This window comes from Pseudomonas sp. O230 (genome assembly GCF_045447035.1).
Classification (GTDB): Bacteria; Pseudomonadota; Gammaproteobacteria; order Pseudomonadales; family Pseudomonadaceae; genus Aquipseudomonas.
This window is the reverse complement of the sequence record NZ_JBJGXN010000011.1, coordinates 170,990-183,082: the sequence shown is the minus strand read 5'-3', so window position 1 is coordinate 183,082 and position 12,093 is coordinate 170,990. Positions and strand designations below refer to the sequence as shown.

At 60.4% G+C, this 12,093-nt stretch carries 11 protein-coding genes; 6 read left to right on the top strand and 5 right to left on the bottom strand.

The features are described from left to right. Positions 1-193: 193 nt before the first annotated feature. The gene (locus ACI77H_RS24210; RefSeq protein ID WP_253432399.1) at positions 194-613 is read left to right on the top strand and encodes a polyribonucleotide nucleotidyltransferase; all 420 of its coding nucleotides are present in this window, start codon (positions 194-196) and stop codon (positions 611-613) included. 29 nt (positions 614-642) lie between these two features. After that, positions 643-1,551: a cation diffusion facilitator family transporter gene (locus tag ACI77H_RS24205; protein ID WP_407014170.1), complete on the top strand. Its 909-nt coding sequence runs from the start codon at positions 643-645 to the stop codon at positions 1,549-1,551. On the opposite strand, the gene ACI77H_RS24200 is transcribed toward ACI77H_RS24205, so the two are convergent. Continuing rightward, positions 1,536-2,603 (bottom strand): DUF6515 family protein, encoded by a 1,068-nt coding sequence (locus ACI77H_RS24200; protein ID WP_407014169.1) that lies wholly within the window; start codon positions 2,601-2,603, stop codon positions 1,536-1,538. The genes ACI77H_RS24205 and ACI77H_RS24200 overlap by 16 nt on opposite strands. Positions 2,604-3,038: 435 nt before the next feature. Here ACI77H_RS24200 and ACI77H_RS24195 point away from each other — a divergent pair, with 435 nt between their 5' ends. Beyond that, the gene (locus tag ACI77H_RS24195) at positions 3,039-3,518 is read left to right on the top strand and encodes an Lrp/AsnC family transcriptional regulator (RefSeq protein WP_007894448.1); all 480 of its coding nucleotides are present in this window, start codon (positions 3,039-3,041) and stop codon (positions 3,516-3,518) included. A gap of 211 nt (positions 3,519-3,729) precedes the next feature. Then, positions 3,730-3,939, top strand: coding sequence for a DUF2788 domain-containing protein (locus ACI77H_RS24190; RefSeq protein ID WP_007937369.1), 210 nt, complete (start codon positions 3,730-3,732; stop codon positions 3,937-3,939). Here ACI77H_RS24190 and ACI77H_RS24185 read toward each other — a convergent pair. The 4 genes from ACI77H_RS24185 to ACI77H_RS24170 form a co-directional block, all read right to left on the bottom strand. Beyond that, positions 3,934-4,575: a pseudouridine synthase gene (locus ACI77H_RS24185; RefSeq protein ID WP_407014168.1), complete on the bottom strand. Its 642-nt coding sequence runs from the start codon at positions 4,573-4,575 to the stop codon at positions 3,934-3,936. The two genes, ACI77H_RS24190 and ACI77H_RS24185, sit on opposite strands and share 6 nt — an antisense overlap. Positions 4,576-4,643: 68 nt before the next feature. Continuing rightward, complete coding sequence (gene amn, locus ACI77H_RS24180; protein WP_407014167.1) at positions 4,644-6,143, bottom strand: AMP nucleosidase; 1,500 nt, start codon at positions 6,141-6,143, stop codon at positions 4,644-4,646. Positions 6,144-6,231: 88 nt separating this feature from the next. Beyond that, entirely contained in the window at positions 6,232-7,878 is a 1,647-nt protein-coding gene (locus ACI77H_RS24175) for an acyl-CoA dehydrogenase family protein (protein ID WP_407014166.1), read from the bottom strand. 73 nt (positions 7,879-7,951) lie between these two features. Next, the gene (locus ACI77H_RS24170; RefSeq protein ID WP_407014165.1) at positions 7,952-10,336 is read right to left on the bottom strand and encodes a 7TM diverse intracellular signaling domain-containing protein; all 2,385 of its coding nucleotides are present in this window, start codon (positions 10,334-10,336) and stop codon (positions 7,952-7,954) included. A 313-nt stretch (positions 10,337-10,649) separates the two neighbouring features. Between ACI77H_RS24170 and ACI77H_RS24165 the strand changes: the two genes are divergently transcribed. Both ACI77H_RS24165 and thiE read left to right on the top strand, forming a co-directional pair. Next, positions 10,650-11,447 carry a hydroxymethylpyrimidine/phosphomethylpyrimidine kinase gene (locus ACI77H_RS24165; RefSeq protein WP_407014164.1) on the top strand — a complete coding sequence of 266 codons (798 nt, stop codon included), beginning with the start codon at positions 10,650-10,652 and terminating at the stop codon, positions 11,445-11,447. A gap of 18 nt (positions 11,448-11,465) precedes the next feature. Further along, complete coding sequence (thiE, locus tag ACI77H_RS24160) at positions 11,466-12,089, top strand: thiamine phosphate synthase (protein WP_407014163.1); 624 nt, start codon at positions 11,466-11,468, stop codon at positions 12,087-12,089. The last annotated feature ends 4 nt before the right edge of the window (positions 12,090-12,093 follow it).

The window sequence follows — 12,093 nt, the reverse complement described above, 5'->3', positions numbered from 1 at the left end:
CAGCCGTTACATGTGGTCGAACTGGAAACAACAACTTCAGTACTCAACTATTTCAGGAAGGGGTGAGACGCGGCCGCAATTTACTGTGGGCACGCCCTGCCGGGCCGAGTATAACGGCGAACTGCTCAGTGTTTATCAGGGTCCTAATTCATAGAGACGCCCTTTCGTTTCAAGACTACTCAGGAGATTTCCTATGCGTGTTCCCTTTCGCCTGATTGGCGGTGTATTGGTTGCAACCCTGCTGACCCAGGTCACCGCTTGCGGATCGATCTTCTACCCTGATCGTCGCGGGCAGATCGAAGGCAAGATCGACCCCGCCATCGCCGCGCTGGATGCCGTGGGCCTGCTGTTCTACATCATCCCCGGCCTGATCGCGTTTGCCGTGGACTTCGCCTCCGGCGCGATCTATTACGCACCGGGCGAGACTGCGCAGGTCGCCCCGGAAAAACTCAAGGAAGCCATCGGCGCCGACGGCAAGGTCGATAACCACAAGTTGCAGACTATTCTTGAAACCGAACTGGGCCGCAGCTTTCCGCTAGATGACCCACGCCTGATCCAGCACAAGGGCAGCACCCAGCAACTGGCCCTGCTTGGCTTGCAACCTGCCGCGTAATCCGTGCACATAAAGGAATAGCCGCATTTATGATTTCCAGCTCCGAACACGCCCGCCTGCTGCGGCTGGCGACCCGTACCTCGGTGGCGGTCGCGAGCATGTTGATCGTTGCCAAGTCCATCGCCTGGTGGCTGAGCGGTTCGGTGAGCATGCTCGCCGGGTTGACCGATTCCGTTCTCGACGGCGTCACCTCGCTGCTCAACCTGCTGGCGGTGCATTACGCCTTGCGCCCCGCCGATGACGATCACCGTTACGGGCATGGCAAGGCCGAGTCATTGGCGGGCATGGCGCAGGCGCTGTTCATTGGCGGCAGTGCGGTGTTGATTGCGTTGCAGGCGTTTGATCGGCTCAAGCATCCGGAACCGGTAGGTGCGCCGTGGATCAGCATCGGCGTGATCGTGTTTTCTCTGGCGCTGACGTTGGCCCTGCTGACGTTGCAGCATCAGGTGGTCAAGGCCACCGGTTCCAACGCCGTGCGTGCCGACTCCCTGCATTACCGTTCGGACATGCTGCTCAACGGCAGCATTCTGGTGGCGCTGGTGCTGGCCGGGTTTGGCTGGCATCAGGTGGATGCATGGTTCGGCTTGGGGATTGCCGCTTACATTCTGTGGAGTGCAATTCAGATCGCCCGGGAAAGTTTTACCGTGCTGATGGATGAAGAGCTGCCGCCGGATGTTAGCCAGCACATGCTCGAACTGGCTTGCAGCGTACCGGGCGTGTTGGGCGCGCATGACCTGCGCACGCGGGTTTCCGGTAACCAGTGGTTCGTGCAATTGCACCTGGAGTTGCCGGGGGAGCTGAGCCTGTCAGTCGCCCACGGCATCAGCGATCAGGCGGCAGATGCGATTCACGCCGCTTACCCGCGAGCCGAAGTGCTGGTGCACGCCGACCCGCAGGAAGTGGTGACGGCCGACGGGGCGAATCAGAAACTCACCTGATACCCGCGGCTGCTCAGGCAGTTACCCTGGGCCTGACGGTAGGCTTGCACTACCGAAGGGTCCGGTTGATAAGTGGCCGTACGCGGATCGAAACCACTCTGCTGCACCGCGTATTGATAGCACTCATACCCGTCCTGATTGACCTGCTCCGGCGACTGACCGTTGGCCGGATAGGCCACCACGTCATAGCCATTGCTGGTCGGTTGCGGCTGCGCTTGCACGGGCGGTTCTACCACAACGTAGTCCTGAGAGCTTTCCTGATAGGCGTAATACGAACCGGCCGCGAGAAACAACAGCGCGCCACCAATCCACACTTCGCGGGCGTAATCGGGCAGGTAACTGACGCGAATCCCCCGTGGCGGCTGCACGACGACATAGCGCGGGCCAAGCGGGCGATACCAGTAGCCGCCGGAGAAGAAATAATCCTGACCACGATACGGCACGCGATAGTCGCGGTCCGGGAAGCGGTCGATCACATGACCGGGACGATACTGCGGGCCGGGACCCCAGCCGTTACCGTGGCCGTTCGGGCGACCGGCCCACTGATGGTCGTCGGGACGTGAACCAGGGCCGCCGGTCTGCCATTGCTGGTTGTAACCATTGTTTCGCGGGATGTCCTGATAGTAACCACGTTGCGGCTGCTGGGTCTGGCGCACGGTGTCGGGCCGGCCCTGGATCGGCAGATCGTTGGCCGGCAATTGCGGCGGCGGCGGTGGCGGCCGCACGGGACTGTTGAAATCGCGGGGCGGATTGTCCCGTGGCTGATTGTTTTGCCACTGCCCGCCATTGCGCGGCTGGCCGTTTTGCTCGAACTGACGACTGTTGTCGCCACGAATGATCTCGTTGCTCTGCGGACGCGCTTGATTCTGCTGCGGATTGTCTTGGGGGCGCGGCTGATTGTTGCCGCCGTGGCCCTGATTGTTGCCCTGATGACCGTCACCGCGTTGGCCGTTGTCAGGCCCCCGGTTCTGCGGCTCGTCGGCCAGCGATTGCGCAGTGACACTGATACACAGCAAACCAACACCGGCCAAACGCCAGATGCGCGACTTCATGCTTTTCCTCACTGCGGGTTAGGGCCTGTAGGTAAGACTGGGAAAGCACAGGCCGGTTCTGCAACAGGTTATCAGTCGCGCAACTTATTTATTGAGGGAGGGTGAAAAATTGCGCGCAAAAGAAAAGGGAGACCCGTCGGCCTCCCTTTGAGAACTTCGTCCGTGCTCGACGCTTATGACGTCGGCTCACCTCACGCCGTCTTCTGGACAGTGTGCAGCTCGGGGGTCGGCACATCCCCGGTGGGGGTGGCGACCGCGACTGGCCTGATTGGGCGAGTCGCTGTGGACTGTTTGTCCGAGCAGTGATTCTGGTGATAAGAATAGGCCTGCGGCGGCGACAGAGGATTGCGAAGATTGCTCAAATAAACATGACTTGCGCAATTTTTAACCCTGGATAGATAATCTGCCGCAATCGATATGACAAAGGCCTGATTGATGAGCAAACTCGACCGATACGACCTGAGCATTTTGGCGGAATTGCAGCGCGACGCGCGCATCTCCAACCAGGAGCTGGCCGAACGCATCGGCCTGTCACCTTCACCGTGTTCGCGCCGGGTCAAGCAACTGGAGGACGACGGCTACATTACCCGCCAGGTGGCGCTGTTGGACCGCAAGATGCTCGGCCTGAGCCTGACCGCCTATGTACTGATCGGCATGGACCGGCATACACCGGAGCGTTTCGAAAACTTTGAGGCGGCGATTCGCACCTTGCCGCAAGTACTGGAATGCAGCCTGGTGACGGGGATGGATGCGGACTATCAACTCAAGGTGGTGGTGCCGGACATGGATCACTATCAGAAATTGCTGCTGGGGCATCTGACGCGGATTGAAGGGGTGACAAGTGTGCGCTCGAGTTTTGTGTTGAATCAGGTGTTGAACAGCACCGAATTGCCGCTGACTCATCTGCGCAGCTGAATCCGCCATCGCCGGCAAGCCCGCTCCCACAGGTTATGTGTCGATCACGATATTGCGATTGACACAAAACCTTGTGGGAGCGGGCTTGCCCGCGAAGGGGCCGGCACAGGCGACGAATAGCTGCGACACACTGCCGCAGGTCAATGCTGCACTCATCCGCCATGCCGTATACTCCAGCGCCTTTTAGCCCCGCCCGCACTGGAGTTGTCCGATGGATCCTGCAGTATTCGAAGAGTGGATGATGACCGGACTGGTCAGCATTCTGATCATTTTCATGGGTTTTATCGTCTGGGACCTGGCGAAAAAATCCAAGGCCGGGCGCTTTGGCTCGTTCATCCTGTTCTTCGTGCTCGGTCTGGGCGTGGCCGCATTCGTGATCAAAAGCGTGGTCATCGGCCTGATTGAATCCGGCACGTTATAAGCGCGCCGGCACTTCCTTCCACTGGCCCTGATCGAGCCCTTCGATCGACCAGTCTCCGATCCTGACCCGCACCAGACGCAACGTCGGCAGGCCGACCGCTGCGGTCATGCGCCGCACCTGACGGTTACGCCCCTCGCGAATCACCAGCTCCAGCCAACTAGTGGGCACGCTTTTGCGAAAGCGTACCGGCGGGTTGCGCGGCCACAATTCTGGCTCATCCAGTTGCCGCGCTTCAGCGGGCAAGGTCATGCCGTCATTCAGTTCGACACCCTCACGCAAACGCTGCAACTGCTCAGCGCTCGGTTCGCCCTCCACTTGTACCCAATACGTCTTGGCCAGTTTGTGCTTGGGATCGGCAATCCGCGCTTGAAGCTGGCCGTCGTTGGTCAGCAACAGCAAACCTTCGCTGTCGCGGTCCAAGCGTCCTGCCGGGTAAATCCCGGGGATCTCGATGTAGTCCTTGAGCGTCGCCCGTCCTTCGCCGTCGCTGAATTGCGTCAGCACATCGAACGGTTTGTTGAACAAAATCAGTTTCGGCTCGGCCGGCGGCGCTTTGGCGACACGGCGCGGGGCTGAAGAGGATGGCGCAGGTTTCACGCCAGGGCGGCGGGAATCGGGACGTTGGGGACGGGACATGGCGAAGAGAACATCTAACGGTCAGGGCTGCTAATGCTAGTGCCCTGACCGTCAAATGACCATGACTGTTAGCGGAACGGCGGCTCGTCGAAGCTGCGCAGTTTGCGCGAGTGCAACGAGTTGAGTTCGGTGCGCAACAGGTCCACCGCCTCGATACCAATCTTCAGGTGCTGGCTGACCGCGCGCTCATAAAAGGCGTTGGCCGAACCTGGCAGCTTGATTTCGCTGTGCAGCGGTTTGTCCGAAACACACAGCAACGTGCCGTACGGCACCCGCAAGCGATAACCCTGGGCGGCGATGGTGCCGCTTTCCATGTCCACCGCCACGGCGCGGGACAGGTTGATCAGCGGACGTTCCTGCGCCCAGCGCAATTCCCAGTTACGGTCGTCGTAAGTGAGCACGGTGCCTGTGCGCAGGCGTTTCTTCAGCTCGTCGCCCTTCTCGCCGGTGATGTTGGCCGCCGCTTGCTGCAAGGCCATCTGCACTTCGGCCAGGGCCGGGATCGGAATGTTCGGCGGCACGACCCGGTCGAGAATCCCGTCGCGGCGCATATAGGCGTGAGCCAGCACGTAGTCGCCAATGGTCTGCGACTGACGCAAGCCGCCGCAGTGACCGATCATCAGCCAGCAATGCGGTCGCAACACGGCCAAATGGTCGGTGATGTTCTTGGCGTTGGACGGGCCGACGCCGATGTTCACCAGGGTCACGCCGTGACCGTCACTGGCGATCAGGTGATAGGCCGGCATTTGATAGCGGTGCCAAACCACACCGGCTGCAATCGCCGACGCTTCGCCGTGGTCCATGCTCTTTTCGATGATCACGTTGCCCGGCAGCACCATGCGCACGAAACGCGGGTCGCTGCGCAACTGCTCGAGGCCATGAACGATGAACTGGTCAACGTAGCGGTGGTAGTTGGTCAACAGAATCCACGGCTGCACATGGCGCCAGTCGCTGCCGGTGTAATGCACCAGGCGACGCAGGGAGAAATCCACCCGTGCGGCGTCAAACAGGGCCAGCGGCAGCGGATCGGTGTTTCCCCAATCGTACAAACCGTCAGCGATACCATCGGTGGCGGCAGACAGGTCGGTACTCGGGAACACCCGTGCCAGCACGGCCGCAGTCACGCCGGAGCCGGCCAGCTCATCGCCCTGCTCGACTACATACGGATATGGAATGTTCTGCTGGCTGATGCCGACTTCCACGGTCACGGTGAAGTCGTGCATCAACGGCACGAGTTGCTCCAGCAGGTATTTGCGGAAAGCCGCCGGATGGGTGACGGTGACGCTGTAGGTCCCCGGCAATTGCACCTTGGCGTAAGCACGCGTGGTTTGTGGGACTTCGCCCTGGCATTGGTAGGTCAGACGCAGTTCAGGATAACGAAACATCGCACGCTGTTCGGCGTCCGGTTCAACTCGATCCTTGAGATAACGCTTGAGCGCCTGATTCAGCGCAGTGGTGGCACGATTGTGCAGGTGAGCAAGCCGGTCCACGGCTTCCTCGGCGGTTTGAACGACAATAAAAGCTTCGGTCACGATCAGCATCCTGTGTTCTGACTTGCAGACCTTCATCTTGCCTGCATCGTCGCTTCACGGGAACAGTGGCGTGCTGGTTGCACACCCATTCTGAAACACAGCTCCCACAGGGTTTTTGTGTTGGTCACAAAAGCGGAGTCGAACGGGCGACAATGGCCTCCACATCCAGCCCCCGTGGCAACGCGCCATACACACGACCGGCGGAGCCTAAGCGGCTGGCAATGAAGGCATCGCTGACCGCCGAATTACCCGCCTCCAGCAACAGCCTGGCCTGTAGCCCCAGCGCGATGTCTTCGGTGAGCTGCCGCGCACGATACTGAATGTCGCTGGTGTCCTTGAACGCTGCCTGCAGTTGACTGATGTGCGCGGCCAACCGTTTGTCGCCGTGACCATCGCCCAGTTCGCTGAACAGCACATCGAGCACACCCGGCTCTTTCGACAGCGCCCGCAACACATCCAGGCATTGCACGTTGCCGGAACCTTCCCACGTCGAATTGACCGGTGCCTCACGGTACAAGCGCGGCAGGATGCTGTCTTCGACATAACCCGCGCCGCCCATGCATTCGGCGGCTTCGTTGATCATCGCGGGCGCGCGTTTGCAGATCCAGTACTTGCCCACGGCGGTCACGAGGCGGGCGAATTTCGCTTCGTGTTCGTTATCCAGATGATCCAGTGCCTTGCCCATGCGCAGGCTCAACGCCAACGCGGCTTCGCTCTCCAAGGCCAAATCAGCGAGGACGTTCTGCATCAACGGTTGTTCGCTGAGCCGCTTGCCGCCGACCCTACGGTGAGCGCAGTGATGACTGGCCTGGGTCAGCGCCTGGCGCATCAGCGAGCTGGAACCGACCATGCAATCGAAGCGGGTCATGGCCACCATTTCGATGATGGTAGGAACGCCCCGCCCTTCTTCACCGACCATCCACGCCAGCGCCCCCCGGAACTCGACTTCGCTGGAGGCGTTGGAGCAATTGCCGAGTTTGTTCTTCAGGCGCTGGATGTAGAACTGATTGCGCGTGTCGTCCGGACGATGGCGGGGCAACAGGAAACAGGTCAAGCCCTTGTCGGTCTGGGCCAGTGTGAGGAAGGCATCACACATCGGTGCGGAACAAAACCATTTGTGGCCCACCAGTTCGTAAGCCTGACCGGGACCGCCAGCGCCCACTGGATAAGCCTTGGTGGTGTTGGCCCGCACATCGGTGCCGCCCTGTTTCTCAGTCATCGCCATGCCGATGGTGACACCGGCCTTGTGGGCCATGCCGACGTTGCGCGGGTCGTATTCGGTGGCGAGGATTTTCGGCAGCCACTGCTTGGCCAGGTCCGCTTGCAGGCGCATCGCCGGGACGCTGGCGAACGTCATGGTCAGCGGGCAACCACTGCCGGCTTCGGCCTGGCTGTGCAGGTAGGTCATGGCGGCGCGGGCAACATGAGCGCCGTCCTGCGGATGCGCCCAGGGCAGCGAGGTCAGCCCGTGTTCGATCGCCGTGCGCATCAGCTCGTGATACGCCGGGTGAAATTCCACCAGATCAATGCGGTGACCGTAGCGGTCATGGCTACTGAACACAGGCTTGTTCTGGTTGGCCAGGAACCCTGCTTCCATCAGCGGCCCGCCAGCCAGTGCCCCATAAGCGTCGATCCGCGACTCGGCCCAACCGGCCCCGAAACGCCGCGACCATTCCTGCAAAGGCAGGTCGATGCGATACAGGTTTACACCGTCCAGCGACGGCGGCTGATTGGTGACTTCGTGGGTTTCGGCGAACTGATGCAGGTTCATGACGGGGCTCCTTTGGTCAGCCAAGAGGTTCAGTTAAGCACTGCCCCGAGGCCGAACAAAGTGGCATATCCGCCTAACTGCCGGCGCTTTCGCCTTGTTTTTGACAAAGTACCCGTCGATACAGCGCAGCCTGCAAGTCTTCGAATTTCACCGGTTTGCTCAGGTAATCGATCATGGCACCGGTTGGGCAACGTTCCCGGTCAGCACTCAAGGCAATCATGAACACCGGCAATTCGGCGCAACCCGGCAAGGCCCGGATCTGGCAGCAGACAGACATCCCGTCGAGGGGCGGTAACTGACCATCGAGGAGTACGGCGTCAAAGATTTCACGTTGCAGGATGTCCAGCGCAGCCACGCCGTTGTCGGCGGTGCGGACGCGGAACCCAAGCTTGAGCAACATGCCGCGCATCACCAACTGATTGATGCTGTTGTCGTCCACCAGCAGCACCGTGCAGTCCTGAGGCAGGCGCAGGCGCGGGAATTCACGGGCCATCAATGGCGTTGTCACGCGCTCTACCACGGGAAGTTCAAACTCGACGTCCAGCTGAAAACGGCTGCCGCGACCTGGCTCGGAGCGATGCGTGAGGTTCCCGCCGAGCAGATCGACCAGTTGTCGACAGATCGCCAGGCCGACACCGAGGCCGCCGTACTCACGGGTCATGGAGCCGTCGAGCTGGAAGAACCGCTGATACAGCGTCGCCTCGCCCAAATCGGTGAAACCGATGCCGGTGTCGATCACCGCAAAAGACAGTGCCAGTCTGCCGGGCGCCACGTTTTTACCCGTGACCCGTAGCGCCACCCCACCCACTCGCGTGAACTTGATCGCGTTATCCAACAGGCATTCCAGGCATTGCGCCAACTTGACGCTGTCGCCGTCCAAGCGGTCGGGCAGGCCCGGCGTCACGTCGACCTTGAAGTCCAGCGACTTGGCCGACGCGCTGCCTTCGAACTGCACCCGCAAAGTATCGACCACACTGCGCAAACTGAAGGTGGACGCCGAAGCCTTGAGCTTGCCGGCCTGCAATTCGGTCAAGGTAAGAATGCCGTTGACCATGCGCATCATGTCTCGCGCCGAACCGGCAGCCGTTTTCTGGTATTGCTCCAGCTCCGGATCCATCTCGACGGTTTGCATCAACTCCAGCGAACCGATCACGCCGTTCATGGGCGTGCGCAATTCGTGGGTCAGCGTGGCGAGGAATTCATCCTTGAGCTTGTTGCTGTGCGCCAGTTGCTGGTTGAGCACTTCGAGCTTTTGACTGGCATCGAACAAGGTCTGCGCCTGTTGTTCGCGCATGGCGTTGATGCGGTCGGCCAGAGCCAGGGACAACAGGGCTACTTCGATGGCGGAGCCGATCTGGCTGGAATACATGGTCAGGAACACGTTCGGCAGGTAACCCAACACCATCAATGTGTTGATGATGCCGCCGAGCAAAAACGCCGACCAGGCAATGATGAAATACCGCGCCACCCGCAAGCCGCGCCACCAGGCGAAAAACCCCGCAGCGAAAATCACCACGGTAAACGTCAGGGCCAGCGTCGTCGCGAGGCGCAAGGCCAGGGCATAACTGGTCATCAACGACAACCCGACCACCACCGCCCCGAACGCAATCAACGCCAGCAACAAGCGATCGAGCCAACGGCTGAGAGTCGCCGTTTGCAGGAAGCTGCGGGCAAACTGGCTGCCGAACAGCCCTGCGCAACCGATGAAGAACGGTGTCGCGGCGTTGGCCCACCATGGATTGTCCGGCCAAAAATACTGCACGGCTGCGCCATTCACCGACAGCTGATACAGGCCAAACGAGGCAATGTAGAAGATGTAATAGAGGTAGCTGGTGTCGCGCACGCTGAGATAGATGAACAGGTTGTAGACCAGCATCCCCAGCAACACGCCGTAAATCAGGCCCAACACATAAAGCCGAACCGGCTGTTCTTCGAGAAACGCAGTGCTCGACCACAAAGTGACCGGCGCCTGGATCGACCCTTCGCTTTGCAGGCGCAGGTACACGGTTTGCGTTTGATCGGGGGCGAAATTCAGATCGAACAGGTAGTTGTTCTGGCGAATCTCGCGACTGCTGAACGGCAAGGCGTCGCCGGTCTGACGGGCCAATTGATAGCCACCGCCAGCATCGGGCAAATACAGATCAAGGTGATCGAGGGGTGGATAGGCCAGTTCCAGCAGCCACGTCCGTTGTGCCGAGGGGTTGGTCGGGCGGTAATGCAGGTCGATTTTCAACCAGAAGACCGAACGCGAGTATCCGGCGTTGAGCGTGTCCTTATCGTGGGGCTTGAAGCGTCCGGCCGCAGCTTGCGCACGGACCTCATCGATGGTCGCCTGACCGTCGGCATCTTCGAACACTTGCAGGGCTCGGCCCAAGGGCAGGCTTTGAGTGAATTCATCGAACTCGACTGCGCTCGCCATAAGGGGCAAGCAAAACAGCAACATCAGCAAATAGCGCATTTAAGCCCCAGCGTGGCCTGTCCGGTTATCTCAGGAAGCCCCTCATTCCTTTTGAGTAGACGTAAAACCGGCATTACCTGTTATTGGTTTGGATCCACTCTAGCATAGCCGTTGATGGCCATTGAGCACCATCGAAAATTTTCCTGTAAAGGCTCTAGCACGGGCATTACAGCGGAAAATATTGAGTAAAAATTGATTATCGGGTCAGATTTTTACGATCCCGGCCGTTGCATTTCCAGCCCATGACTCTCTATCGGCAGACCTGGCGGGCACTGCACCCGAAAATCGATGTTTGGTGGTAAGCTCGCGCACCATGAATATCTACAGCTCTCGCCCCGTTGTCCTCTGTCTCTCCGGCCACGACCCAAGTGGTGGCGCCGGCTTGCAGGCAGATATCGAAGCCCTGCTTGCCCAGGGTTGTCATGCGGCTCCTGCCGTCACCGCCCTGACCGTGCAAGACACAGTCAATGTCACGGACTTCCGCGTCCTCGACCGTGAGTGGGTACTGGCGCAGGCCAACGCCGTACTCAACGACTCCGAAGTCGCGGCCGTCAAACTGGGCATGCTCGGTTCCCTGGAAATGGTCGACACCGTCGTCGAACTGCTGCAGGCGCACCCGCATTTGCCGATGGTCTGCGACCCGGTGCTGCGCGCCGGCGGTGGCGGACGACTGGGCAAGGATGAAGTCGGCTACGCCATGCGCGAACGCCTGCTGCCTTTGGCCATCATCGCCACCCCTAACCTTCCTGAAGCCCGCATCCTCGCCGAACTGCCAGAAGGCACCGCCGACGAGTGCGCTGAAAAACTCCTGCCGTACGTCAAACACCTGTTGATCACCGGCGGTCATGGCGATGAACACGAAATACACAATCGCCTGTACAGCCGCGACGGCCTGCGCGAAACCTATACCTGCCAGCGCTTGCCCGGCAGTTACCACGGTTCCGGCTGCACATTGGCGAGTGCCCTCGCCGGTCGTCTGGCCCAGGGTGAAAACCTCGTCAGCGCCGTGCAGACCGCGCTTAACTACACGTGGCGCACCCTGCGCGATGCCGAGCAGCTGGGCAAAGGTCAGTTCGTGCCGCGCCGCCTGCCGCTGGATTTCTGTTCGTAACGCCATGAGGCTTACCCGATGAAACTACGTGGCCTGTACGCCATTACCGACAGTCAGTTACTGGCCGGTAAATTTCTTTCATACGTGGAGGCGGCGCTGGAAGGCGGCGTCACCCTGCTGCAATACCGCGACAAGAGCAGCGATGAGGCCCGCCGCCTGCGCGAGGCCGAGGCCCTGCGCGATCTGTGCGAACGCTACAAGACCCAGCTGATCATCAATGACGATGCCGAACTGGCCGCACGCCTGAATGTCGGCGTGCACCTGGGCCAAACCGATGGCCCGCTGATGCCGGTGCGGGCACTGCTCGGCCGCCAGGCGATCATCGGCTCGACCTGCCACGCGCAACTTGAACTCGCCGAACAAGCGGCCAAGGAAGGCGCCAGTTACGTCGCCTTCGGCCGCTTCTTCAACTCCAACACCAAACCCGGTGCACCGACCTGCAGCCTCGAACTGCTCGACCAGGCCCGCAGCAAATTGCACCTGCCGATCTGCGCGATCGGCGGCATCACCCTGGAAAACGCCGCCCCGCTGGTGGCCCACGGGGTCGATCTGCTGGCGGTGGTCCACGGCCTGTTTGGCGCCGAGAGCACGACTGAAGTGACGCGCCGTGCCCGCGCATTCAACGAACTACTAAAAATCTGATTTG